Source organism: Nocardioides sp. P4_G10 (assembly GCF_056401175.1).
Window position 1 is genome coordinate 97754 of record NZ_JBFUJV010000014.1, and the last position, 24445, is coordinate 122198.

At 71.4% G+C, this 24445-nt stretch carries 20 protein-coding genes; 6 read left to right on the forward strand and 14 right to left on the reverse strand.

Annotated features, from left to right (window positions below):
• Window positions 1-64 precede the first annotated feature (64 nt).
• Window positions 65-808, reverse strand: coding sequence for a 4-hydroxy-tetrahydrodipicolinate reductase (gene dapB / locus AC1DP1_RS15205; protein WP_477507531.1), 744 nt, complete (start codon window positions 806-808; stop codon window positions 65-67).
• A gap of 116 nt (window positions 809-924) precedes the next feature.
• Here dapB and AC1DP1_RS15210 point away from each other — a divergent pair, with 116 nt between their 5' ends.
• Window positions 925-1440, forward strand: coding sequence for a class I SAM-dependent methyltransferase (locus AC1DP1_RS15210; protein ID WP_191196803.1), 516 nt, complete (start codon window positions 925-927; stop codon window positions 1438-1440).
• A 3-nt stretch (window positions 1441-1443) separates the two neighbouring features.
• Here the strand turns inward: AC1DP1_RS15210 and AC1DP1_RS15215 are convergent, their stop codons facing one another.
• From AC1DP1_RS15215 to AC1DP1_RS15230, 4 genes are all read right to left on the reverse strand, one after another.
• Entirely contained in the window at window positions 1444-2754 is a 1311-nt protein-coding gene (locus AC1DP1_RS15215) for a M16 family metallopeptidase (RefSeq protein ID WP_477507518.1), read from the reverse strand.
• Window positions 2755-2865: 111 nt separating this feature from the next.
• Entirely contained in the window at window positions 2866-5103 is a 2238-nt protein-coding gene (locus tag AC1DP1_RS15220; protein WP_477507519.1) for a polyribonucleotide nucleotidyltransferase, read from the reverse strand.
• A 272-nt stretch (window positions 5104-5375) separates the two neighbouring features.
• Complete coding sequence (gene rpsO, locus AC1DP1_RS15225) at window positions 5376-5651, reverse strand: 30S ribosomal protein S15 (RefSeq protein WP_056906479.1); 276 nt, start codon at window positions 5649-5651, stop codon at window positions 5376-5378.
• 209 nt (window positions 5652-5860) lie between these two features.
• The gene (locus AC1DP1_RS15230) at window positions 5861-6127 is read right to left on the reverse strand and encodes a DUF6458 family protein (RefSeq protein WP_191196801.1); all 267 of its coding nucleotides are present in this window, start codon (window positions 6125-6127) and stop codon (window positions 5861-5863) included.
• Between the two features lie 129 nt (window positions 6128-6256).
• On the opposite strand from AC1DP1_RS15230, the gene AC1DP1_RS15235 reads away from it, so the two are divergent.
• Entirely contained in the window at window positions 6257-8386 is a 2130-nt protein-coding gene (locus AC1DP1_RS15235) for a molybdopterin-dependent oxidoreductase (protein WP_477507520.1), read from the forward strand.
• A 5-nt stretch (window positions 8387-8391) separates the two neighbouring features.
• On the opposite strand, the gene AC1DP1_RS15240 is transcribed toward AC1DP1_RS15235, so the two are convergent.
• The 4 genes from AC1DP1_RS15240 to ptsP all read right to left on the reverse strand — a co-directional run bounded on the left by AC1DP1_RS15240 (window position 8392) and on the right by ptsP (window position 14170).
• On the reverse strand, window positions 8392-8826 hold the full coding sequence (locus tag AC1DP1_RS15240) for a PTS mannitol transporter subunit IIA (RefSeq protein ID WP_378543272.1): 435 nt from the start codon (window positions 8824-8826) through the stop codon (window positions 8392-8394).
• 157 nt (window positions 8827-8983) lie between these two features.
• Window positions 8984-10492 (reverse strand): PTS mannitol transporter subunit IIBC, encoded by a 1509-nt coding sequence (locus tag AC1DP1_RS15245; protein WP_477507521.1) that lies wholly within the window; start codon window positions 10490-10492, stop codon window positions 8984-8986.
• A gap of 136 nt (window positions 10493-10628) precedes the next feature.
• Window positions 10629-12365, reverse strand: coding sequence for an alcohol dehydrogenase catalytic domain-containing protein (locus tag AC1DP1_RS15250; RefSeq protein WP_477507522.1), 1737 nt, complete (start codon window positions 12363-12365; stop codon window positions 10629-10631).
• Between the two features lie 113 nt (window positions 12366-12478).
• Window positions 12479-14170: a phosphoenolpyruvate--protein phosphotransferase gene (ptsP, locus tag AC1DP1_RS15255; protein WP_477507523.1), complete on the reverse strand. Its 1692-nt coding sequence runs from the start codon at window positions 14168-14170 to the stop codon at window positions 12479-12481.
• A 100-nt stretch (window positions 14171-14270) separates the two neighbouring features.
• Here ptsP and AC1DP1_RS15260 point away from each other — a divergent pair, with 100 nt between their 5' ends.
• From AC1DP1_RS15260 to AC1DP1_RS15275, 4 genes are read left to right on the forward strand one after another with little or no spacing between them, the layout of a single operon-like run.
• On the forward strand, window positions 14271-15038 hold the full coding sequence (locus AC1DP1_RS15260) for a DeoR/GlpR family DNA-binding transcription regulator (protein WP_457191026.1): 768 nt from the start codon (window positions 14271-14273) through the stop codon (window positions 15036-15038).
• The gene (locus tag AC1DP1_RS15265) at window positions 15035-16000 is read left to right on the forward strand and encodes a 1-phosphofructokinase family hexose kinase (RefSeq protein WP_457191028.1); all 966 of its coding nucleotides are present in this window, start codon (window positions 15035-15037) and stop codon (window positions 15998-16000) included. Before AC1DP1_RS15260 ends, AC1DP1_RS15265 begins: the two co-directional genes overlap by 4 nt.
• A complete protein-coding gene (locus tag AC1DP1_RS15270) occupies window positions 15997-18129 on the forward strand; it encodes a PTS fructose transporter subunit IIABC (RefSeq protein ID WP_477507524.1) in 2133 nt (710 codons plus the stop codon). Before AC1DP1_RS15265 ends, AC1DP1_RS15270 begins: the two co-directional genes overlap by 4 nt.
• A gap of 56 nt (window positions 18130-18185) precedes the next feature.
• Window positions 18186-18428: an HPr family phosphocarrier protein gene (locus AC1DP1_RS15275; protein WP_135840713.1), complete on the forward strand. Its 243-nt coding sequence runs from the start codon at window positions 18186-18188 to the stop codon at window positions 18426-18428.
• 100 nt (window positions 18429-18528) lie between these two features.
• Here the strand turns inward: AC1DP1_RS15275 and AC1DP1_RS15280 are convergent, their stop codons facing one another.
• From AC1DP1_RS15280 to infB, 5 genes are all read right to left on the reverse strand, one after another.
• A complete protein-coding gene (locus AC1DP1_RS15280; protein ID WP_477507525.1) occupies window positions 18529-19521 on the reverse strand; it encodes a hypothetical protein in 993 nt (330 codons plus the stop codon).
• Window positions 19518-20453, reverse strand: coding sequence for a bifunctional riboflavin kinase/FAD synthetase (locus AC1DP1_RS15285; RefSeq protein ID WP_477507526.1), 936 nt, complete (start codon window positions 20451-20453; stop codon window positions 19518-19520). Before AC1DP1_RS15285 ends, AC1DP1_RS15280 begins: the two co-directional genes overlap by 4 nt.
• Window positions 20454-20503: 50 nt before the next feature.
• On the reverse strand, window positions 20504-21373 hold the full coding sequence (truB, locus tag AC1DP1_RS15290) for a tRNA pseudouridine(55) synthase TruB (protein ID WP_477507527.1): 870 nt from the start codon (window positions 21371-21373) through the stop codon (window positions 20504-20506).
• A complete protein-coding gene (rbfA, locus tag AC1DP1_RS15295) occupies window positions 21373-21864 on the reverse strand; it encodes a 30S ribosome-binding factor RbfA (protein WP_477507528.1) in 492 nt (163 codons plus the stop codon). The genes truB and rbfA overlap by 1 nt, the downstream gene beginning before the upstream one ends.
• A 134-nt stretch (window positions 21865-21998) precedes the next feature.
• The coding region (infB, locus tag AC1DP1_RS15300; protein WP_477507529.1) for a translation initiation factor IF-2 at window positions 21999-24445 on the reverse strand (2447 nt) is incomplete at its 5' end.

Consider the following 24445-nt stretch of genomic DNA (forward strand, 5'->3'; position numbering starts at 1 on the left):
ACGAGCGGCCGCGACGGCGGGTTACGCCCGCTGGCACTCCCGGAAGGTCGCTCGGCTCCGGGACTCAGCCGATGTCGAGGAAGGCGTCGAGCCCGACGGTGAGGCCCGGGTGGTCGCCGATGGCGCGGATGCCCGCGAGCACGCCGGGCGTGAACGAGACCCGGTCCAGGGAGTCGTGGCGGATCGTCAGGGTCTCCCCCGCCGTCCCGAGGATGACCTCTTGGTGCGCCACGAGGCCACGGACGCGCAGGCCGTGCACCCGGACGCCCTCGACGTCGGCGCCACGCGCGCCCTCGAGGCCGGTGGACGTCGCGTCGGGCATCGGGGCGCTGCCGGCGTCGCGGCGGGCGGCGGCGATCAGCTCAGCCGTGCGCCGCGCGGTGCCGGACGGGGCGTCGGCCTTGTCGGGGTGGTGCAGCTCGACGACCTCGACCGACTCGAAGAACGGGGCGGCCTGCGCGGCGAAGCGCATCATCAGGATCGCGCCGATGGAGAAGTTGGGGGCGATCAGCACGCCGACACCCGGGGCGTCGGCGAGCCAGGCCTCGAGCTGGTCGAGCCGGGGCTGGTCGAAGCCGGTCGTGCCGACGACGGCGTGGATGCCGTGCTCGATGCAGAAGCGCAGGTTGTCCATCACGACGTCGGGGTGGGTGAAGTCCACGACCACCTCGGCGCCCGCCCGGGCGAGCTCCTCGAGGTCGTCGCCGGCGTCCACCGAGGCCACCAGCTCGGCGTCGGGGGCCCCGTCGACGGCCCGGCAGACCTCCGAGCCGACCTTGCCGCGGGCGCCCAGCACGCCCACCCGGATCTGGGCCCGGACCTGTGCCTCGTCTCCTGTGCTCACGCGGTCAACCGTATCGGCCCGTGCGTATCGGTGTGTGGCGGTGGCTGACGCGCGAACAGCCGTCTGGCAGGCTGTGGGCCATGCCTGCTTCGACCATCCCGCCGCGCATCAAGTGGGCCGTCGACCTCATGGACGTCCAACCGGCCGACCAGGTCCTCGAGATCGGTTGCGGTCCCGGCGCCGGCGCCGAGGCGATCTGCGCCAAGCTGGAGACCGGCAAGCTGTTCGCGATCGACCGATCCGAGTCGGGCGTGGACCGCACCAAGCGCCGCAACCAGAAGTACGTCGACGCCGGCCGGCTCGTCGTGCGCCAGATCGACCTCGCCACGCTCCGCGTCCCGGTCAAGCGTCTCAACAAGGTCTTCGCGTTCAACGTCAACCTGTTCTGGGTGCGCCCCTGCGACGACGAGGTCGCCCTCCTGCACGAGCGCGTCGTCCCCGGGGGCGCGGTCTACCTCTTCTACGAGGCCGCCCGCCCCGAGCTGGTGCCCAACATCGTGAAGAAGGCCTCCGAGAACCTCCTCCGCGGCGGCTTCCGGGTCAGCGTCGTGGAGCAGAAGGCTCCCCCGGTCATCGGGATCATCGCCAAGCGCTGAGCGTCAGGACTTCGTGGGCCCCACGACCGCGAGCAGCTCGGGCTGGGTGAAGAGCTCCCGGGCGAGCGTGGCGACGTCCTCGGGGGTGACGGCCTCGATCCGGTCGACCACCTCGTCGATCGTGAGCAGCTCGTCGTGGACGAGCTCGGCCTTGCCGATGCGCGACATCCGCGAGCCGGAGTCCTCCAGCCCGAGCACGAGGCCGCCCTTGAGCTGGCCCTTGCCGCGCTCGACCTCCTCCTCGGTCAGGCCCTCGGCCGCGACCTTGGCCAGCTCGTTGCGCACGGTCTCGAGCACGGCGGCGTACTTGCCGGGCAGGCAGCCGACCGAGACCCCGACGACACCTGCGTCGGCGTGGTGACTGGCGAAGGAGTAGACGGAGTAGGCCAGGCCCCGCAGCTCGCGCACCTCCTGGAACATCCGCGACGAGGTGCCGCCGCCGAGGGCGGTGTTGAGCACGCCGAGGGTGTAGCGGCGGGGGTCGGTGCGGGTCATCCCCTTGACTCCGAGGACCAGGTTGACCTGCTCCTGCGGGCGGATGGTGCGCGCCTCGCCGGGGCTCACCTTGCGGGCGCGCTCGGACTGCGTCGAGGGGGTCGGGTCGGCCTCTCCCTCGAGGAAGCCGCCGCGACCGAACGCCTGCCGCACCTGGCGTACGACGGTGGCGTGGTCGATGTTGCCGGCGACCGACACGACCATGTTGTCCGGGCGGTAGTGGCGCCGGTAGAAGCGTTGGATCTGGGCGCGGGTCATCGCGGTGATCGAGGCGTCGGTGCCGGCGATCGGGCGACCGAGCGGGGTGTCACCCCACGCCTGGTGGGCGAAGAGGTTGTGCACCACGTCGTCCGGGTCGTCATCGTGCATGGCGATCTCGTCGAGGATGACGTCGCGCTCGGCCTCGACGTCGGCCGCGGTGATGGTCGAGGCGGTGACCATGTCACCGAGCACGTCGACCGCGGTGCCGAGGTCCTCGTCGAGGACCCGCGCGTGGAAGACCGTGTACTCCTTGGTCGTGAAGGCGTTGAACTCGCCGCCGACCGCGTCGAGCGCGACGGAGATGTCCATCGCCGTGCGCTCGGGGGTGCCCTTGAAGAGCAGGTGCTCGAGGAAGTGCGAGCAGCCGTGCAGCGCGGGCGTCTCGTCGCGCGACCCGACCGCCACCCAGACGCCGATGCTCGCCGAGCGGGTGCCGGCCATCTGCTCGGTGACGACGCGCAGGCCGCTGGGCAGGACCGTACGTCGTACGCGCGAGGTGACCGCGCCGTCGGCGTCCTTCACGGTGTGGAGGGTGCGGGTGGTGCCGTTCTTCTGCACAGGGGTCCTTCCGGGCGGAGCAGGGGCGGTTCACGAGTGGCGCAGGGGGTGAAGCGCCACGACCGGCCGGCCAGACGGCCGACCGGTCGTGGGTGGAGCAGGAGCGTCAGGTCACTCGGCGTCGACGGCCTCGGGGGCGTCGACCGACTCCTCGGAGTCACCCTCCGCCTCGTCGACGACGGGGACCAGCGAGAGCTTGCCGCGGTCGTCGATCTCGGCGATCGAGACCTGGACCTTCTGGCCCACCGACAGCACGTCCTCGACGGCCTCCACGCGCTTGCCACCGGCCAGGGCGCGGAGCTTGCTGATGTGGAGCAGGCCGTCCTTGCCCGGCATGAGCGAGACGAAGGCACCGAAGTTGGTCGTCTTGACCACGGTGCCGAGGTAGCGCTCGCCGACCTCGGGCATCGTCGGGTTGGCGATCGCGTTGACCGCGGCCTTGGCGGCCTCGGCCGCCTCGCCGTTGGTCGCACCGATGTAGACCGTGCCGTCGTCCTCGATGGACAGCGTCGCGCCCGTGTCGTCCTGGATCTGGTTGATGACCTTGCCCTTGGGACCGATCACCTCGCCGATCTTGTCGACGGGCACGCGGACGGTGATGATGCGCGGCGCGTGCACCGACATCTCCTCCGGGGCGTCGATGGCCTCGGCCATCACGTCGAGGATCGCCAGGCGCGCGTCGCGGGCCTGGTTGAGGGCGGACGCCAGCACCTCGGCGGGGATGCCGTCGAGCTTGGTGTCGAGCTGGAGGGCCGTGACGAACTCGCGCGTGCCAGCGACCTTGAAGTCCATGTCACCGAACGCGTCCTCGGCGCCGAGGATGTCGGTCAGCGCGACGTACTGCGTCTCGCCGTCGACCACGTCGGAGATGAGGCCCATCGCGATGCCGGCGACGGAGGCCTTCAGCGGCACACCGGCCTGCAGCAGCGACAGGGTCGAGGCGCAGACCGAGCCCATCGAGGTGGAGCCGTTGGAGCCCATGGCCTCGGAGAGCTGGCGGATGGCGTAGGGGAACTCCTCGCGGGACGGCAGCACGGGCAGGATCGCGCGGCGCGCGAGCGCACCGTGGCCGACCTCGCGGCGCTTGGGCGAGCCCACGCGGCCGGTCTCGCCGGTGGAGAACGGCGGGAAGACGTACTTGTGCATGTAGCGGCGGTGCTTCTCCGGCGACAGCGTGTCTAGCTGCTGCTCGAGCTTGAGCATGTTGAGGGTGGTGACGCCCAGGATCTGGGTCTCGCCACGCTCGAACAGCGCCGAGCCGTGGACGCGCGGGATCACGTTGACCTCGGAGTGCAGCGGACGGATGTCGGCCAGGCCGCGGCCGTCGATGCGGATCTTGTCGCGCAGCACGCGCTGGCGGACCAGCGCCTTGTTGAGCGAGCGGAACGCCGCGCCGATCTCCTTCTCGCGACCCTCGAACTGGCCGGAGAGCTTCTCGACCAGCGCGGCCTTGATCTCGTCGACCTTGAGCTCGCGCTCCTGCTTGTCCGCGATGGTCATCGCGGCGGCGGTGTCGTCCTTCGCGGCGGCCTCGACGGCGGCGTAGACGTCGTCCTCGTAGTCGAGGAAGACGGGGAAGTCCTGGACCGGCTTGGCGGACTCGGCGGCGAGCTGGGCCTGCGCCTCGACGAGCTGCTTGATGAAGGGCTTGGCGGCGTCGAGGCCACCGGCCACGACCTCCTCGGTCGGCGCCTGGGCGCCGCCCTGCACGAGGGCGATGGTGTCCTCGGGCGCCTCGGCCTCGACCATCATGATGGCGACGTCACCGGTCTCGGTGACGCGACCGGCAACGACCATGTCGAAGACGGCCGACTCGAGCTGCGAGTGGCTGGGGAACGCGACCCACTGGCCGTCGATGAGCGCCACGCGGACGCCGCCGACGGGGCCGGAGAACGGCAGGCCGGAGAGCTGGGTCGACAGCGACGCGGCGTTGATGGCCAGCACGTCGTAGGGCATGTCGGGGTCGAGCGCCATGACGGTGATGACGACCTGGACCTCGTTGCGCAGGCCCTTCTTGAAGGTCGGGCGCAGCGGCCGGTCGATGAGGCGGCAGGTGAGGATCGCGTCCTCGCCCGGGCGACCCTCGGAGCGGAAGAAGGAGCCGGGGATCTGGCCCACGGCGTACATCCGCTCCTCGACGTCGATCGTCAGGGGGAAGAAGTCGAAGTGGTCCTTGGGCGTCTTGCCCGCGGTCGTCGCCGAGAGCAGCATGGTCTCGTCGTCGAGGTAGGCCGTGACGGAGCCGGCGGCCTGGCGGGCGAGCAGGCCGGTCTCGAACTTGACCGTGCGCTTGCCGAACTTGCCGTTGTCGAGGACGGTCTCGACAGCGGAGATGATGGGTTCACTCATGGAAGCAGGATCCTGCTTTCTCTTCGCGGAGCGATCCGCGGCGTCCACCCCTCGTGCGGTGGACCATCGAAGGTCCCGCGGGGCCGGTCTTCGATCGAGGCCCGCAGATCGACGCGCCCGAGGGCGGGGATCTGAAGGCCACTACCGAGGACCGGGCGACGAGGCGGGTCGCTCCTGTTGGGTGTTGTTTCAGTTGTGCCGGGACGACACTAGCGCGGCGCGGCCCGGATGTGAGAGGAGCGGCTCCCCGTGGCGGGGAGCCGCTCCGTGACTCAGCGGCGGAGGCCGAGGCGCTCGACGATGGAGCGGTAGCGCTCGATCTCCGTCTTCTGCAGGTAGTTGAGCAGGCGGCGGCGCTGGCCGACGAGCAGCAGCAGACCACGACGGCTGTGGTGGTCGTGCTTGTGCGTCTTGAGGTGCTCGGTGAGGTGCGAGATGCGGTGGCTGAGCAGCGCGATCTGGACCTCGGGGGAACCGGTGTCACCCTCGGTCAGGGCGTACTCGGCGATGATCTTCTTCTTGGTCTCCGCGTCGGTACCAATCGACATGGGGGCTCCTTCGGTTCTCGTTGCGCGGCGCGCCCGGGCCTGTTCACCGGGGCACTCTGGTTCCGCGGCCGTCGTGACGGCGTGTCGCCCTCCTGGGCAACCGGTCGAGCGTACCAACGAGCGGCTCGGCTCCCCCAATCCACGCCCGACGCCGCAGGAGCCCCCGCCGTGTCCGGCGGGGGCTCCTGTTCACGTGGACCGCGAGCGGCTCAGACGGCCGGCGGGGCCGGCGGGTCGGACTCGGTGGTCCGCTGCGTCGACGCCTGGCGACCCTGGGCGTCGGTGGTGGTGGCGGTCGTGGTGTGCTGCCGCTTGGTGTTCTGCTGGATCAGCGTGAGCACCAGCCACAGCACCCCGGCCAGGACCAGGATCCATCCCAGGGTGGTGACCTCGAGGGGACCCACCTGCTGCTGGTTGAACGCCAGCGCGAGGATCAGTCCCACGACGATCAGGCCGATCGGCCCTCCGAAACCCATGACGTGCTCCGTTCTGTTGGTGGATGCTGCCCGGCGGCCCTGTGGCCCGGCCCGGGCTCGGCAGAGTCTGGCGCGCGACCGCTGCGCTGTCATCCCCCTGTGGGAGGTGCGGCGTGCGACGATCCACACATGGGCGAGAGGCGGATCGGTGTCTGCAACCTCTGCGAGGCGATCTGTGGCCTCGAACTGACGATCGAGGGGCGTGACGTCGTCGGCGTGCGCGGCAACCCGGCCGATCCCCTGTCCCGCGGGCACATCTGCCCGAAGGGGGTGGCGATCGCCGACGTGTACGCCGACCCCGACCGGTTGCGGCGCCCGGTCCGTCGTGTCGGCGATGGAAACGACGCCCGGTGGCAGGAGATCGGCTGGGACGAGGCGTTCGACCTGGTCGCCGACAACCTCGCGCGCGTGATCAACGAGCACGGCGACGACGCGCTCGGCGTCTACCTCGGCAACCCCAACGCCCACAGCCTGGGGTCGATGACGCACGGCACCGCGATGTTCAAGTCGTTCCGGACGAAGAACCGCTACTCGGCCACCTCGGTCGACCAGCTCCCCCACCAGCTCGTGGCACACCTCGTCTTCGGCCACCAGCTCTTCCTGCCGATCCCCGACATCGACCGCACGTCGTGGTTCCTCGTGGTCGGCGGCAACCCGATGGCCTCCAACGGCTCGCTGATGACGGTGCCCGACTTCCCGCAGCGCCTGCGCGACCTGCGGGCGCGCGGCGGCAGGATGGTCGTCCTCGACCCGCGCCGCACCGAGACCGCCAAGGTGGCCGACGAGCACCACTTCGTCCGACCGGGCACCGACGCGTGGGTGCTGCTCGCGATGCTGCACGTCCTCACCGCCGAGGCCTCGCCCGACGACCTGCCCACCGTGGCGTCGTACGTCGACGGGCTGGACACGGTGGTCGAGCTCGTCGCCGGGTTCACCCCCGAGCGCGCCGAGGCGGTCAGCGGGTTGCCGGCGGCTGAGGTCCGCCGCCTCGCCCGCGAGCTCGCGGCCGCGGACTCCGGCGTCGTCTACAGCCGGATCGGCGTGTCCGCCGGCCCGTGGGGCACCGTGTGCCAGTGGGCGGTGACCTGCCTCAACGTGCTCACCGGCAACCTCGACCGCCCCGGCGGCGCGATGTTCACGACCCCGGCGATCGACGCGGTGGGCACGGGGCTGATCGGCCGCGGCCACCACGACGCCTGGCGCTCGCGGGTGCGCGGGCTGCCGGAGACCGCCGGCGAGCTTCCCGTGGCGGCGCTGCGCGAGGAGATCGAGACGCCCGGCGAGGGACAGGTCCGGGCCTTGCTCACCGTCGCCGGGAACCCGGTGCTGTCCACGCCCGACGGCGCCCGGCTCGACCGCGTGTTGCGCGACCTCGACTTCATGGCCGCCGTGGACATCTACGTCAACGAGACCACCCGGCACGCCGACGTGATCCTGCCGCCCACCACGGCGCTCGAGCGCGACCACTACGACCTCGTCTTCCACCTGCTGGCCGTGCGCAACACGGCCCGGTTCACCCCGGCGGTCTTCGAGAAGGAGCCCGACCAGCGCCACGACTGGGAGGTCTTCCGCGAGATCACCCTGCGCACGGCAGCGCGCCTGGACCGCAAGGCCCCGCTCAAGAAGCGGCTCGTGCAACGGGCCCGGCTGACCGCGAGCCCCACCTTCCTCATCGGGCAGCTGCTGCGCCGCGGGTCGAGCGGCGTCACCCTGGCCAAGCTCCGCAGGCGACCGGCCGGCATCGACCTCGGTCCGCTCCGCGGCGGCCAGCTGCCCGACCGGTTGCCGGCGCGGAGCAAGCGGGTCGACCTGGCGCCCGCCCTGGTGGTGGAGGACGTGGCCCGCCTCGCGCGCGTCCCGGCTCCCGCAGCCGACGAGCTGGTCCTCATCGGCCGCCGCCACCAGCGCGACTGCAACTCCTGGATGCACAACTCCGAGCGGCTCACCCGTGGCCGGCCGCGCCACCAGCTGCTGATGAACCCCGACGACCTTGTGCAGCGTGCCATCGAGGACGGCTCGCGGGTGCGGGTCACCTCGCGGGTCGGGTCGGTGGAGGTCGAGGTGGCCGCGTCGGACGACCTGATGCCGGGCGTGGTCTCGCTCCCCCACGGCTACGGGCACGCGGGCGACGGCGTCCTGATGTCACGCAGCCGCGAGGTGCCGGGCGTCTCCGTCAACGACCTCACCGACCCCGAGCTGCTCGACGTGTCGGGCAACGCCGCGCTCAACGGCGTACCCGTCGCCGTCACTGCGGTCTGACCGCCTCAGGCGCTGACGTCGCCCAGGACGGCGAGCACGTCGTCCGGGGTCTGCGCCGCGTCAAGAGCGGCGATGCTGGCGTCGTCGGTGAACGCGCCGGCGAGGGCCTGCAGCACGGTCAGGTGGTCGTCACCCGCACCCGCGATGCCCACGACGTAGCGGGCCGGGCTGCCCTTCCAGTCGATCGGCTGGTCGTATCGGACGAACGAGATCGCGGTGTGGCGGATCAGCGCCTTCGCCTCGTTGGTGCCGTGCGGGATGGCGAGCCCGTTGCCCATGAACGTGGAGACCGAGGTCTCGCGCTCGTGCATGGCGTCGACGTAGGCCTCGTCGACCGCGCCGCTCGCGACCAGCAGCCGACCGGCCTCGGTGATCGCTGCGTCCCTGTCCGTGGCCTGGCCGCCGAGCACGATGGCCTCCCTGCTCAGTACGTCGCTCATGGGGCGTCTCTCTTCCTCGCAGTGTCGGGTTGGCTGGAAATCTTGTCTGGAGATCCTGGGTGGAAATCATCAGACCACACGCTCGCGGCGGAGGGTGGTCGCCGAAGGGTCGAGCCCGGCCCCCMCGGGGGGAGGGCCGGGCTCGACCGTCCGGGCGTCAGGTCCGGTTGTTGTCGCGGACCATCTCCACGATCTCGTCGTAGCGTGGACTGGCCATGAAGTTGTCGACCGAGACGTGCTCGGCGGACGGTGTCTTCTGGCGGGCCCGGTCGGTGAGGTCCTGGTGGCTGACCACGAGGTCGTAGCTGTCCTCGAGGTTGGCGATCGCCTTGTTGACGACCGTCACCTCCGGGTGCCCTGCGTCCTGGATCTTCTTGCGGAGCACCGAGGCACCCATCGCCGAGGACCCCATCCCCGCGTCGCACGCGAAGACGATGTTGCGGATCTCGCGGGTGGCGGTGGCGGTGGCCGTGGCCACGCCACCTGTCAGGGTGCCGGCGACCGACGACTTCTTGCCCTTGTTGGCCTCCATCTGCGCGGTCGCAGCGCTCAGGTCGCCCTCGTCGTCGGACTTGTCCATCTTCAGCAGCAGCGACGCCACGACGAGCGTGACGGCCGCGGCGCCGAAGACGCCGAGGGTCACTCCGAGGTAGTCACCCCTGGCCGTCTGCGCGTACACGGCGAAGATCGAGCCCGGGGCCGCGGGCGCCCGGAGGCCCACGTCGAACGCCACGTTGATCGCGACGCCGGTCATGCCGCCGGCGATCATGGCGAGGATCAGGCGCGGCTTCATCAGCACGTAGGGGAAGTAGATCTCGTGGATGCCGCCGAAGAACTGGATGATCGCCGCGCCGGGGGCGGTCGCCTTCGGCACACCGCGGCCGAAGAACGAGTAGGCGAGCAGCAGGCCTAGGCCCGGACCGGGGTTCGCCTCGAGCAGGAACAGCACCGACTTGCCGGTGTCCGCGGCCTCGGTGAGACCCAGCGGGGTCAGGACGCCGTGGTTGATGGCGTTGTTGAGGAAGAAGACCTTCGCGGGCTCGATGACGATCGAGGTCAGCGGCAGCAGGTTGTTGTCCACCAGCCACTCGACCGCGTTGCCCAGGACCTCCATGACCTCGTTGACCACGGGAGCGACGACCCAGAACCCGACGATCGCCATCACGAACGCCAGGATGCCGGCCGAGAACATGTTGACGAGCATCTCGAAGCCGGCCTTGACCTTGCCGTCCCAGAGGGCGTCGAGCCGCTTCATGATGTAGGCCGTCAGGGGGCCGAGGATCATCGCGCCGATGAACATGTGCACCTGGCCGAGCGGGGCGTCGCCCGCGGGCAGGTCGGCGTTGAAGTTCGCCACGAGCAGGTCGGAGCCGGCGATCGCTCCCATCACCGCGAAGCCACCGACCACGGCACCGCGGTCGCCGTGGACCATGCGGCCGCCCGTCGCGGCGATGAGGATCGGAAGGGCGTAGTGGATGATCGGGCCGACCATCGTGGCGAGGTCGGCGTTCGGCAGCCAGCCGACGTCGATGACCAGGGCGGTGAGCAGTCCCCACGCGATCAGTGCCGGGATGTTGGGCATGATCATGTTGGAGAGGAAGGTGCCGAACTTCTGCACGCGCACCCTGGCACCGGAGCCGGTGGGGGCCGTGAATGTTGTGGCCATGCTGATGTCCTCCAGTCGAACGCGGGGGTGACCCCCATCACATGATGTCGCGATTAAACCTCACGTTCGGGCATGTTGCCAAGCATTCGGGCACGATTTGTGCCCGACCTTGTGGCTTTACCCCGGACAGTCGGCGCTAGCCGCTCAGCTGGCTGTCGAAGAGCGCCTTCTCCGCCTCGTCGTTCCAGGTGTCGCCGGGTCCCAGCTTCGCGGCGACGTCCGGGAGCTTCTCCTTCAGCTCGTCGAGCCCCATGAGCGGGAGGTCGTGGATCTGGGGGAAGATCAGGACCTTCCCGGAGTAGCTGCCGTCGACCAGGGCCTGGAGCCCGTCCTTGGCCGCGCGCATGCCGCCGACGGCGCCCACGATGGATCCCGGGGAGAGCTCACCCCGGTCGGCCAGGTCGACCACCTGCTGCTGGTCGTGGATGGTCAGTCCCGACGTCCCGGTGTACTGGGCGTTGTCCAGGTACACCGCGCTCAGGTTCAGCGGCGCGAGCGTGCCGTTGGGGACACCGGCGAAGAAGACCAGCATGCCGTCGGCGTTCATCAGGGTGTCGGCCTCGGCCATCACGCCGGAGATGGGGACGCTGACCACCACGTCGTCGGCCCCCCGGCCGTCGGTGATCCCCATGACGAAGTCGTGGAGCGACTGGTCCGACGTCTGCGAGTTGAAGGTGAGCAGCTCGCAGTCGTTGCTCGCCGCCAGGTGGGCCAGACGGTCCTCGAGGGCCTTCAGGCGCTCGTCGCTCACTTCAGTGGCGACGATCGTCCGGGGGCCGTCGGGCTGCTGGATGGCCCGCTGGACGTGCATCAGCCCCATGGGGCCGCCGGCGCCCACGAAGACCGTCGTGCCCTGCGGACGCAGGTCACAGCGGTTGCGCGCCTCTCCGTATGAGGCGGCGATGTCCGGGCCCCGGCCGCCGAGGTAGGCGGTGTAGTCGTAGTGCAGACGGCCCACGTCGGTGTCCACCAGGCCGTCGAGAGCGGTCTCGCCCACCATGTTGAGGGTGCCCCGCCGGGCGATGTGCTTGGCCACGGCACCCGCTGTCGCCGCGGAACGAGGATCCAGCATGACGATGTCGTCGAAGCCGGCGCCGTCGGTCACCTCGTCCACCAGTGCCTGGTAGTCGTCGGCGCCGATGCCGTTGCGCACGACCGTGTCGGCCGAGGTGCGCTCGACGAGCTCCACCACCGAGGCGGGCACGTCGGTCATCACGATGGTGGCCGGGGCGTCCAGGCCGGAGGAGAAGAGGTAGTCGCGCTCGTCGCCGGGCCGGCCGACGATCCACATGGTCCCGCCGGCCTTGGGCTCGAGGCGGCGACGCTGGGTGTAGGCGGCCATCACGCAGCCCCAGGGCTCCAGCGTGGAGCCCTCGGCGTACCCCATCGTGTCGGGGAGCGGCAGCAGGCAGGCGCCGTCGTCGGTCTCGAGCATCTCCGCACCCATGAGGTGGTACTGGATCAGTCCGCCGGGGATCGTGTAGCCGTAGGCCGTGCTCTTGCCGTCCTGGTAGATGTCGGGCTGCACGGCCAGCCGCTGGCCTGCGTGGTACTGGTCCTTGAGGTGGTCACCGACCTCGATGACGGTGAGGCTCACCTCGTGCCCCAGCCGGGTGGGCTCCTTCGCCAGGTCGCGGTCGTAGAGCTTCGGGTGGCTCCCGCCCTGACGCATGATCTTCACGTCGGAGAAGCAGAGGCCCACGCTGTCGATGCGCACCAGCATGTGGTCGGCGTCGGGCTCGGGGATGGCGACCAGCTCGGGCGCGCCGTTCTTGCCCATGTTGTCCTCGCCCGCGCCCCACAGGTTCCAGGCCCAGGCTTCCTCCGGCAGGTCGAGATCGGCCGCGCGGTAGCGGTCGTACGCTGATGTCATGGTTCCTCCGTGTTGAGGTGGACGGCGCCTCCGGGGACATCACCAGAGCCACGGGCCGGAGGCCGATCTCCCGAGGCTGGTCCCGCCTGACGAGGCGGGGAGGCCATCAACGCTCAGTGACCGAGCAGCTCCCGGACGGCAGCTCGCGCGGCCATCGGGTCGGGAGCACCCAGGGCGGCCTCGGCCGCCGCCTCGCACGTCTCGAAGCTGACCTTGCCGAGCTGCGCGCCCACGGGGCGTACGGCGCGCGCGGCCATGGAGAGCGACGTGATGCCCATCCCGATGAGCGCCGTGGCGAGCAGCGGGTCGGCCGCCGCCTCGCCGCAGACGCCGACGGGCTTGCCGGCCTCGGTGCCGGCGTGGGCCGTGATCGCGATGAGCTGGAGCACGGCCGGCTGCCAGGGGTCGGTCAGGTGCGCGAGGTCGGTGGCCATCCGGTCGGCGGCCATGGCGTACTGGGTGAGGTCGTTGGTGCCGATCGAGAGGAAGTCGACGACCTCGAGCATCCGGTGCGCGAGCAGCGCTGCGCTGGGGATCTCGACCATCACGCCGGCCTTGAGCCCGCGCGCGCGGACCTTGACGGAGAAGTCGGCGGCCTCGGCCACCGTGGCGACCATGGGCGCCATCACCCAGGTCTCGGTGCCGGTCCGCTCGGCCGCGGCGGCGATGCCGTCGAGCTGGCGGTCCATCAGGCCGGGGTTGTCGAAGCTGAGCCGCAGTCCGCGGACACCGAGGGCGGGGTTCTCCTCGCCCTCGTGGGTCGCGAACGCGATCGGCTTGTCGGAGCCGGCGTCGAGGGTGCGTACGACGACGTAGCGGCCGTCTGCGTAGGGCGCGAGGACCGCGCTGTAGATCTCCGCCTGCTCCTCGACGGTCGGCTCCTCCTTCTGGTCGAGGAAGCACAGCTCGGTGCGGAACAGGCCCACTCCCCCGACCGGCTCGACCCCCGCGGACTCGGCGGAGGGGCCGTCGGCGACGTTGGCGAGCAGCTTGACCGGCATGCCGTCGGACGTCGCGGCGGGGCCGTTCCAGCTGGCGAGCTCCTCGCGGAGGCGACGGCTCTCCTCGACGCGCGCGCGGGCCGCCTCGGGGTCGGCGCCCTGCTCAATGGTGCCGGCCTCGCCGTCGACGACCACGAAGGCCCCGGCCGGGACCGCCATGATGCCGGCGGCGCCGACCACGCACGGGATGCCGAGCTGGCGGGCGATGATCGCCGTGTGGCTGGTGGCGCCGCCGCGCTCGGTGACGAGGGCGGTGACCAGCTCGGGGTCGAGGCCGGACGTGTCGCTCGGGGCCAGGTCCTCGGCCACCAGGATCGACGGCTCGCTCGGGGTCGGCACGCCGGGGGCGGGCTCACCCACCAGGTGGGCCACCACGCGCCGCTCGATGTCGCGCAGGTCGGTGACGCGCTCGGCCATCAGGCCGCCCATGTTGGTGAAGATCGTGACGAACTGCTCGACCGCTCCCTGCACCGCGGTGACGGGACCCTGCCCGGCCTGCAGGTTCTTGGCGACGCCCGAGCGCAGGCCCTTGTCGCGGGCCAGCCCGGCGCTCGCGGTGAGAACCTGGGCCGCCGCGCCCTGGGCGGAGGCCGCCTTGGCGGTGAAGGTCTCGGCGACCGCGGCCGCGGCGTCGTCGTAGGCCGTCAGCGCGGCGTCGGCGTCGGCGAAGTCGCCGTCGCCGTAGCGGGCGATCGCGTCGGGCGACACCTCGCCGCGCACGTGGAGGACGGGTCCGGCGGCGACTCCCGGGACGACCGGGGTCCCGCTGAGCGTGGTCGCGGATGGGTCGGCGGATGTGGTCATGGACACACCGTAGAACACCGGGTTGTTGACAAGCAACACATTCGGGACTAAAACAACACATACACAGATCGTTCGTCGATGTACCTGGAAGGTGGACCGGATGTACGCGGAAGAGCGCCAGCAGGCGATGGCCCACCTGATCAGTCGGCGCGGCCGGCTCTCGGTGGTCCAGCTGGCCGAGCAGTTCGAGGTCACCACCGAGACCGTGCGCCGCGACCTGTCCACGCTCGACCGGATGGGACTGGTCCGACGCGTCCACGGCGGCGCGGTCCCGGCCGGCTCCCTCACCGTCATCGAGTCAGGCATCGGTGAGCGCGACCAGTCCAACACGCAGGCCAAGGAGGCCATCGCCAATGCAGCCGTCTCCCTGCTGCCGCCCCCGGACTCGGTCATCGTGATCGACGCGGGCAGCACCACCGCGCGCTTCGCCGCCGCCCTCCCCCGCGACCACCGGCTGACCGTCATCACCCACGCCGTGCCGGTCGCGACCCGCCTGGCCGGGCTGCCCCAGATCGAGCTCCACCTGCTGCCGGGCAAGGTGCGGCCCACGACCCACGCCGCGGTCGGAGCCGAGACGGTCGCCGCCCTGGCGGACCTCCGCGCCGACGTGGCGTTCATCGCCACCAACGGCCTGACCGTCGGCCACGGGCTCACCACCCCCGACAGCGACGAGGCGGCGAGCAAGCGGGCGATGATCGCCTGCGCGCGCAAGACCGTCGTGCTCGCGGACTCCACCAAGCTCGGCGTCGAGACGGCCGTGCGGTTCGCGACCCTCGACAGCCTCGACGTCCTCGTCACCGACAGCGACGTGGAGCCGGCGGACCTCCGGGCGCTCGAGAGCGCCGGGATCGAGGTGGTGGTCGCATGATCCTCACCCTCACCCCCAACCCCAGCATCGACCGCACGGTCGCCCTGGACGGCGAGCTGGCTCGCGGCCAGGTGCACCGGGTGGCGTCGGTGACCTCGCAGGCGGGAGGCAAGGGCGTCAACATCTCCCGGGCCGCCGTCACCGCCGACATCCCCAGCATCGCCGTCGTACCCGCCGCCAAGGACGATGCCTTCGTCATCGAGCTGCTGGGCGCGGGCATCGACTGCCGGCCGGTGCGACCCGCCGGCGACGTACGGGTCAACCTCACGATCACCGAGCCCGACGGCACGACGACCAAGCTCAACTCCCCCGGCGCCGCCGTGCTCCCGCTCCACCTCGAGCTGATGGCGCAGGCCGTGCTGGTCCGCGCCTCGAGCGCCGACTGGACGGTGCTCGCCGGGTCGTTGCCCGCAGGCGCCCCTCCCGGGTTCTACGCCGAGCTCGTACGACGACTGCGCGAGGTGGGCGGCCGCGTGGCCGTCGACACCAGCGAGGCCCCGCTGCAGGCGCTCGTCGACGCGCTGCCGGACTCCGCGCCCGACCTGATGAAGCCCAACGGCGAGGAGCTCGCCTCCTTCACCGGCGGCGACGCCGATGAGCTGGAGTCCGACCCCCGCGCGACCGCGGCGGCCGCCCGCCAGCTCATCGAACGCGGCGTCGGAGCCGTGCTGGCCACCCTCGGCGGCAACGGCGCCGTGCTCGTGACGCCCGACGGCGCCTGGCACGCGACCCCGCCCCCCACCACAGTCGTCAGCACCGTCGGTGCCGGCGACTCCAGCCTCTTCGGCTACCTGCTCGGCGACATCCGGGGGCTGCCCGCCCCGGAGCGCCTCGCACTGGCCGTCGCCTACGGCAGCGCCGCCGCAGGGCTCCCCGGCACCACCATCCCCCAACCGTCGCAGCTCCGCACGGAGCTCGTCGGAGTCACCGCCCTCACCCCCTCCACGGGAGGCACAGCATGACCTCACTGATCACCACCGACCTCGTCCGGCTGGGAGCCGACTGGGGCTCGGACAAGCACGACGTCATCCGCGCCCTCGCCGGCGTCGTGGACGACGCCGGCCGAGCCACCAGCAAGGACCAGCTCATCGAGGACGCGTTCGCGCGCGAGTCCACCTCCGCCACCGGTCTCCCGGGCGGCATCGCGATCCCGCACTGCCGCACGGCCGGGGTCGAGGTGCCGACGCTCGCCTTCGCGCGCCTCGAGCCGCCCGTCGACTTCGGCGCCAAGGACGGCCCGGCCGACCTGGCGTTCCTCATCGCCGCGCCGGCCGGCGGCGACGCCGACCACCTCACCATCCTCACCAAGCTGGCCCGCGCCCTGGTCAAGCCCGCCTTCACCGACGCGCTCCGGGCCGCGGAGACCGACGAGGAGGTCGTCGACCTGGTCGCCCACGAGCTCGGCGAGCCCGCGCCGGCCCCGAAGCACGCCGCCCCGGCGTCCGGTGCGCCCGCCGGAGCAGCCGTCGCCGGTGGCGGGGAGACGACCGCCGCCGGGCAGCACGCCGGCGCCGCGGCTCCTGCCGCGACAGCCACCGCTGCTCCCGCCACGACGTCGCTCGTCGCCGTCACGGCGTGCCCGACCGGCATCGCACACACCTACATGGCCGCCGAGGCCCTGGAGGCCGCCGCTGAGCGCGCCGGGGTCGACATCGCGGTCGAGACCCAGGGCTCGGTGGGTGCCACGCCGCTGCCGCACGACACGATCGCCCGCGCCGGCGCGGTGATCTTCGCCGTCGACGTCGGCGTGCGCGACCGTGGCCGGTTCGCCGGGAAGCCGATGGTGAGCTCGAGCGTGAAGCGCCCGATCGACGATGCCGACGCGATGATCGCGGAGGCGCTGCGCTACGCCGCCGATCCAGCGGGGTCGCCGCGCGTGGAGGGCGAGGCCTCGGGCGGGGGTGGCGTCGTGGCCGAGGAGTCGTGGGGTGGGCGCGTCCGGCGGGTCCTGATGACCGGCGTCTCCTACATGATCCCGTTCGTGGCCGCGGGCGGTCTGCTGATCGCTCTCAGCTTCCTGCTCGGTGGCTACGAGATCGTCGGACCCTACGGCGACATCGCCGTCAACAACGGCCTCTTCAACCTCCCCGACCCCGAGGCACTGGGGCTCGACCACGCGCTGTTCAACTCCGGACTGATGGCCTACATAGGGGCGCTCTTCTTCATCATCGGCAAGACGGCCTTCGCGCTGTTCCTGCCAGCCCTGGGCGGATACATCGCCTACGCGATCGCCGACCGCCCCGGCATCGCACCGGGCTTCGTCCTCGGTGGCCTCTCGGCCAACCTGTTCAACGTGCAGACCTCCGACGGCGTCGCCTACCCGGCCACCGGGTTCATCGGCGCGATGATCGGCGGCGCCCTGGCCGGCATCGCGGCCCACTGGATCGCGAGCTGGAAGGTGCCGACCTGGGCCCGCGGCCTGATGCCGGTCCTGGTCATCCCGCTGTTCGCGTCGGTGCTGGCCGGCCTGACGATGCTGATCGTGCTGGGCAGGCCGATCTCCTGGCTCATGGAGCAGCTGACCGAGGGGCTCAACTCGATGTCGGGAAGCAGCGCGATCCTCCTCGGGATCGTCCTTGGCCTGATGATGGCGTTCGACATGGGCGGTCCGCTCAACAAGGTCGCCTACACCTTTGCCGCCGTCGGTGTCGGGGGCGCGTCCCTGGCCAGCGACGCACCCGAGCTCCAGATCATGGCCGCGGTCATGCTGGCGGGCATGGTCCCGCCGATCGCCCTGGCGCTGGCCACCGTCGTCCGGCCCGGGCTGTTCAGCATCCCCGAGCGCGAGAACGGGAAGGCCGGCTGGCTGCTGGGACTGTCGTTCATCACCGAGGGTGCCATCCCCTTCGCCGCGGCCGACCCGCTGCGCGTCATCCCGGGCATCATGGCCGGCAGCGCCGTCACGGGCGGGCTGTCGATGGCGATGGAGGTCGGCGTGCGCGCCCCGCACGGAGGGATCTTCGTGCTGTTCGCCGTCGAGAACGTCCTCGGCTACCTGATCGCGCTCGCCGCGGGCGTGGTCGTCGGTGCCTTCGCCGTCATCGCGCTCAAGAGCATCGGCAAGCCCGACACCGACGTCGCTACTGTCTGAGCACCGTCACCCGTCCGACCCCGTCCCGACCCCAGTCCATACCCTTGAGGAGAACCATGCCCAGCAAGTCCGTCGTCGTCGGCTCCGCCGTCGGCCTCCACGCCCGTCCCGCCGCGATCATCGCCGAGAAGGCCGCCGAGCTCGGCTCGGACGTCACCATCAACGGCGTCGACGCGAGCTCCTCGCTGATGATCATGACCCTGGGCGCCGGCAACGGTGACACGGTCGAGGTCGCCGGTGACGACCAGGCCGCGGTCGACACGATCGCCGCGCTGGTCGAGCAGGACCTCGACGCCTGACCTCAGCTTCACCGTCGTGGGCGGTGCGCCAGCCACATTCCGTACGTCGGAGAGGTGGCTGGGGCACCGCCCACGCGCGTGTCCGGGCTCGGCACACCGGTCAGGCGCCGTGGCCGTCCCGCTCCCGGGTGGCGAGGTAGACCGCGCGCATCCCGACGGCCCGCGCGAGCTGGCTCTCGACCACGGAGAAGAACTGCCGGCGGTAGGTGTCGTCGGTGACGGCAGAGACCGTGAAGTAGAAGCCGCTGAACGACGCGAGGAACAGCGAGACCTTCACCAGCGACAGCGAGACGTGGGACAGCAGCGGAGCCTGGCCGACGGTGTCCGCGCCGGTCCAGGCCAGCTGGGTCTCCGTCTCCATCACCAACGAGCCGAACAGCATGAAGAACACGAACACCGTCACCGAGAGCAGCAGCACCTGCACGGTCTGGATGACCAGCAGCACGAGGATGAGGTTCCAGCGCTCGAAGCCGGAGACCTGCGCGTGGTCCTGCGGGTCGATGCTCGGGTCCGCGGCGACCTCCCGGCTCGCCTGTTCCAGCGGCGTGCCGGCGCAGGCGCGCACGACGAAGTCGTCATCCACCTCGTCGTCGACCCGGTCGACCTCCTCGGGCAGCCGCACGAGCAGGAACAGCACCGCCAGGCCGAACATCAGCAGGACCGTGAACCACAGCAGTCCGAACGGGAGGTTCGTGGTCATCTGCCACGCCTCGGCGTTGACGAAGAGGAAGGTCACGAAGACGAGCAGCAGCGGCAGTGCGCGCGAGGCCATCGGCACCAGGAAGCGCACGCTGCCCAGGGTGCGTGAGAGGGCGAACCCCAGGATCGGGCGCGCGTGCAGGGCGGTCGCGGCGTACCACAGCAGCGCGAGCCCCGCAGCCGAGAGCCAGACCGCCGGGCCGACGGCGTAGGACGTGTCGGTGGCCCAGGCCAGTGCCCCCACGCCGGCAGCGAGCAGGACGAGGACGAGCGCCAGGGAGACCAGGCGGCGGGGCCGCAGCCCGGCACGGGCAGCGGCGCGCTCCTCGGCGACGAAGTAGGGCAGGCCGTGCGAGAGGAACCAGGCCTCGACGCTGGTGTGGGGCCGCGTCACGCCAGGAGGTCCCGGGCGCGGCGTACGTCGTCGTGCATGGTCTCGATGAGGGCCTCCATGCCCTCGAACTTGACCATCCCGCGCAGCCGGTCGACGAAGGCGACCTCGACCTCGACGCCGTAGAGCTCGAGGTCGTCACGGTCGAGGACGTAGGACTCCACGCGACGGTCCCGCTCGCCGTCGAAGGTCGGGTTGGTGCCGACCGAGATCGCGGCGGGGTAGGTCTCCCCCGTGTCGAGCCGGGTCAGCCGGCCGGCGTACACGCCGTCGGCGGGGGCCGCGTCGACGGGCGGGATCGGGACGTTGGCCGTCGGGTAGCCCATCTCGCGGCCACGCTTGTCGCCCTCGACGACGGTGCCGCGGACGGTGAACGGTCGGCCCAACGCCTCCGCCGCCCCGGCGACGTCACCGGTGGCCAGGCACTGGCGGACATAGGTCGAGCTCCACACCTGCGGTCCGCCGTCGAGCGCCACGCCGACGGTGTCGAAGTCGCGGGACGTCCCGGCCTCGACCAACGTCGCGACCTCGCCGGCGGCCTTGGCACCGAAGCGGAAGTTGGAGCCGACGACGACCGCGCCGGCGTGCAGCGTGTCGACGAGGATCCGGTCGATGAACTCCAGCGGCGACCAGGACGCGATCTCGCGGTCGAAGCCGATCACCAGGATCGCGTCGACGCCGGCGCCCTCGAGCAGCCGGGCGCGCGTGTGGATCGAGGTCAGGGTCGGCGGGGCGTGCTCGGGCCGCAGGACCGCCATCGGGTGCGGGTCGAACGTCACCGCCACGACCGTGTCGATGCCGAGGCGCGCGGCACTGGCCCGCGCCTCGCGGAGCACGTGGGCGTGCCCGAGGTGCACGCCGTCGAAGTTGCCGATGCTCACCACGGTGCGGCCGAGGTCGGCCGGCACGTCGTCGACGTCTCGCCAGATCTGCACCCGGGAAGCCTACTGGCGGGACACCTCCCGCCGACCTCCCCACCCTCGGGCTAGACGAAGACCGCGACCGGCCTGGCCTGCGGCCCGCGCTGCTCGTAGAGCGCGAGGAACTGCCCGTCGGGCGCGAACACCGCGTGGGGGCCGTCCCCGGGGAGGGTGAGGTCGAGCCCACGACCCACCCGGACGTCGCCGGCCTGGTCCTCGTCGAGGTCGACCGAGGCGAAGCTCGCGCGGGCGGCGTCGGCGATCGGCAGGACCGCGAAGTCGTCGGTCAGCTGCTCGAGGGTGCGGGCGACGGAGAGGTCGAAGGACCCGACGGCCGTACGCCGCAGCGCGGTCAGGTGGCCGCCCACGCCGAGCGCCACCCCGACGTCGCGCGCGATGGCGCGGATGTAGGTGCCCGACGAGCACCGCACCGAGATGTCGACGTCGAGCCAGTCGCCGGCGACGCGCTGGTCGTGCACCACCAGCTCGTGGATCGTCACGGGCCGGGCCTTGAGCTCGACCTGCTCACCGTCGCGGACACGCTGGTAGGCCCGCTTGCCGTCGACCTTGATCGCGGAGACCGCGGTCGGGACCTGGAGGATGTCGCCGACCAGCTCCTCGAGCTCCGTCTGCACCAGACCCGGCTGCAGGTGGGACGCCGGGGTGGACGCGGTGACCTCACCCTCGGCGTCGTCGGTGGCCGTCGAGACCCCGAGCCGCACCGTGGCGTCGTACGCCTTCTCCGTGAGCATGAGGTGGCCGAGCAGCCGGGTGGCGCGGTCCACGCCCAGCACGAGCACGCCCGTGGCCATCGGGTCGAGCGTGCCGGCGTGGCCGACCTTGCGGGTGCCGGCGAGCCGGCGTACCCGGGCCACCACGTCGTGCGAGGTCATGCCCGGGGCCTTGTCGACGACGACCAGACCGGGGTCGACCATCAGGCGCGGTCGTCCTCGGCGTCGAGGTCGTCGATGTCGTCGAGGTCGTCGTCCTCGTCGTCGAGCTCGTCCTCGGCAACGCGGGGCTTCTTGTAGGGGTCGGCCTCGCCGGCGTACGCCTCGACGCGACGGGCGGCGACCTCCTCGTCCTGCTGCTTGGCGCGCGCCAGCACCTCGTCGAGGGCGCGGGCGTTCTCGGGCAGGGCGTCGGGGATGAACGTCAGCGACGGCACGATGCGCATGCCGAGCTGCTTGGCGACCTCGGAGCGGATCACGCCCTTGGCCGACTCGAGGGCGGCGGCGGTGCTGGCCAGCTCGTCCTCGGTGCCGAGCACCGTGTAGAAGACCGAGGCCTGCTGGGAGTCACCGGTGACGCGGACGTCGGTGATGGTGACGAAGCCGAGGCGAGGGTCCTTGATCCGACGCTCGAGCATCTCGGCGACGATCACCTGGATCCGGTCGGCGATCTTGCGGACGCGGGGATTGGTCATGGCTCCAGTCTCTCCTACTCGGTGACCGGGCACTTCCTCGCGCCCGGACGTGCTGACCGGGCACCTCCTCGCGCTGGTGCGCGAGGAAGTGCCCGGTCGGTGACACAGACGGGCACGAGGTGCCCGCTCGGTGATCAGGTGCGCGCGATCTCGCGCATCTCGAACGCCTCGACGATGTCGCCGATCTTGATGTCCTGGAAGTTCCGGAGCACCAGACCGCACTCGAAGCCCTCGCGGACCTCGGACGCGTCGTCCTTCTCGCGGCGCAGCGAGGACAGGTCGAGGTTGTCGGCCACCACCGCTCCGTCGCGCAGGACCCGCACCTTGGCGTTGCGTCGGATGAGACCCGACGTGACCATGCAGCCCGCGATGTTGCCGGCCTTGGACGAGCGGAAGATCTCGCGGATCTCCGCCTGACCGAGGGTCGACTCCTCGTAGATGGGCTTGAGCATGCCCTTGAGCGCCGCCTCGATCTCCTCGATCGCCTGGTAGATGACCGAGTAGTAGCGGATCTCGACACCTTCCTTGTCGGCCATCTGGCTCGCCTTGCCCTGCGGGCGGACGTTGAAGCCGATGATGATGGCGTCGGAGGCGGCCGCGAGGTCGACGTTGGTCTCGGTGATCGCACCGACACCGCGGTCGATCACGCGCAGGGACACCTCGTCGCCCACGTCGATCTGCGACAGCGCGTCCTCGAGTGCCTCGACCGAACCGGACACGTCGCCCTTGAGGATGAGGTTGAGCTCCTGGCTCTCGCCCTTCTCCATGGAGGCCATGAAGTCCTCGAGGCTGCGGCGCACGCGACGCTTGGCCTGCATGGCCGCCCGCTCGCGCGCCTCGCGCTTCTCGGCGATCTGGCGGGCCATGCGGTCGTCCTCGACCACGATGAAGTTCTGGCCCGCACCCGGCACCGCCGAGAGACCCAGCACCATCGCCGGACGCGACGGGTCGGCCTCGGTGATCTCCTGGCCGTGCTCGTCGAGCATGGCGCGCACACGACCGTGCGCCGGACCGGCCACGATCGAGTCGCCCACGCGGAGGGTTCCGCGCTGGACGAGCACCGTGGCGACCGGACCGCGACCGCGGTCGAGGTGAGCCTCGACCACGAGGCCCTGGGCGTCCTGGTCGGGGTTGGCGCGCAGGTCGAGCGACGCGTCGGCGGTGAGGACGACGGCCTCGAGCAGCTTGTCGAGGTTGAGCCCGGCCTTGGCCGAGACGTCGACGAACATCGCGTCGCCGCCGTACTCCTCGGGGATCAGGCCGTACTCGGTGAGCTGGCCACGGACCTTGGTGGAGTCGGCCTCCGGCTTGTCGATCTTGTTGACCGCCACCACGATCGGCACGTTGGCCGCCTTGGCGTGGTTGAGCGCCTCGACCGTCTGCGGCATGACGCCGTCGTCGGCCGCGACGACCAGGATCGCGATGTCGGTGGCCTGGGCACCACGGGCACGCATGGCGGTGAACGCCTCGTGGCCCGGGGTGTCGATGAGGGTGATGCGACGGTCGTCGCCGTCGACCTCGGTGTGGACCTGGTAGGCACCGATGTGCTGAGTGATGCCGCCGGCCTCCTTGTCGACCACGTTGGCGTCACGCAGCGCGTCGAGGAGCTTGGTCTTACCGTGGTCGACGTGACCCATGACGGTCACGACCGGCGGACGGATGACCAGGTCGGACTCGTCGCCCTCGTCGGCACCGAACTCGAGGTCGAACGTCTCGAGCAGCTCGCGGTCCTCGTCCTCGGGAGAGACGATCTGGACGACGTAGTTGAGCTCCTCGGCGAGCAGCTCGAACGTCTCGTCACCGACCGACTGGGTCGAGGTGACCATCTCGCCGAGCGAGAACAGCATCTGCACGAGGGCAGCGGCGTCCACGTTGATGCGCTCGGCGAAGTCGGTCAGCGAAGCGCCACGCGGGAGACGCACGGTCTCGCCGTTGCCCTTGCGGACCCGCACGCCACCCAGGGTGGGGGCGTCCATGGCCTCGAACTCTTGACGACGGGCGCGCTTCGACTTGCGACCACGGCGCGACGGGCCACCGGGGCGACCGAAGGCACCCTGGGTCTGGCCACGCTGGCCGGGACGACCGCCGCCGGGACGACCGCCACCGGACGGGCCGAAGCCACCGGGACGACCGGGGGCACCACCGGGGGCGCCGGCGCCGGGACGACCCGGAGCGCCACCACGGCTGGGGGCACCCGGACGGCCGGGGCCGCCACCAGGGCCGCCGCCGGGACCGCCACGGGCCGGACGACCGCCCGGACCGTTGCCGAAGGCCGCAGGGGACTTCGGCATCATCGCCGGGTTGGGGCGCGGCATGCCGGGACGGCCCTCGCCGCCGGCCGGCGGACGGGGCGGACGGCTGTCGTCGCCACCGGTGCGCGGGGCGGGGCGCTGGCCCATGCCCTGGCTCGGGGCGAACGGGTTGTTGCCCGGGCGCGGGGCGCCGGGACGACCGACCGGGCGAGGTGCGGGGCTCGGGGCCTTCGCTGCCGGGGCAGCAGGTGCCTCGGGCTCGGCCGGCGGGGCCTTGGGCTCGGCGGCCGGTGCCTTCGGGCCGGGCTTCGGGCCGGGCCGGGCAGCAG

Coding starts and splice junctions, on each gene's coding strand:
- AC1DP1_RS15250 (WP_477507522.1), bottom strand. CDS start 12,365: ATGACATCAGCGTACGACCGCTACCGCGCGGCCGATCTCGACCTGCCG.
- AC1DP1_RS15265 (WP_457191028.1), top strand. CDS start 15,035: ATGATCCTCACCCTCACCCCCAACCCCAGCATCGACCGCACGGTCGCC.
- AC1DP1_RS15245 (WP_477507521.1), bottom strand. CDS start 10,492: ATGGCCACAACATTCACGGCCCCCACCGGCTCCGGTGCCAGGGTGCGC.
- AC1DP1_RS15235 (WP_477507520.1), top strand. CDS start 6,257: ATGGGCGAGAGGCGGATCGGTGTCTGCAACCTCTGCGAGGCGATCTGT.
- AC1DP1_RS15270 (WP_477507524.1), top strand. CDS start 15,997: ATGACCTCACTGATCACCACCGACCTCGTCCGGCTGGGAGCCGACTGG.
- rpsO (WP_056906479.1), bottom strand. CDS start 5,651: ATGTCGATTGGTACCGACGCGGAGACCAAGAAGAAGATCATCGCCGAG.
- AC1DP1_RS15275 (WP_135840713.1), top strand. CDS start 18,186: ATGCCCAGCAAGTCCGTCGTCGTCGGCTCCGCCGTCGGCCTCCACGCC.
- truB (WP_477507527.1), bottom strand. CDS start 21,373: ATGGTCGACCCCGGTCTGGTCGTCGTCGACAAGGCCCCGGGCATGACC.
- ptsP (WP_477507523.1), bottom strand. CDS start 14,170: ATGACCACATCCGCCGACCCATCCGCGACCACGCTCAGCGGGACCCCG.
- AC1DP1_RS15230 (WP_191196801.1), bottom strand. CDS start 6,127: ATGGGTTTCGGAGGGCCGATCGGCCTGATCGTCGTGGGACTGATCCTC.
- AC1DP1_RS15260 (WP_457191026.1), top strand. CDS start 14,271: ATGTACGCGGAAGAGCGCCAGCAGGCGATGGCCCACCTGATCAGTCGG.
- AC1DP1_RS15240 (WP_378543272.1), bottom strand. CDS start 8,826: ATGAGCGACGTACTGAGCAGGGAGGCCATCGTGCTCGGCGGCCAGGCC.
- rbfA (WP_477507528.1), bottom strand. CDS start 21,864: ATGACCAATCCCCGCGTCCGCAAGATCGCCGACCGGATCCAGGTGATC.
- AC1DP1_RS15210 (WP_191196803.1), top strand. CDS start 925: ATGCCTGCTTCGACCATCCCGCCGCGCATCAAGTGGGCCGTCGACCTC.
- AC1DP1_RS15220 (WP_477507519.1), bottom strand. CDS start 5,103: ATGAGTGAACCCATCATCTCCGCTGTCGAGACCGTCCTCGACAACGGC.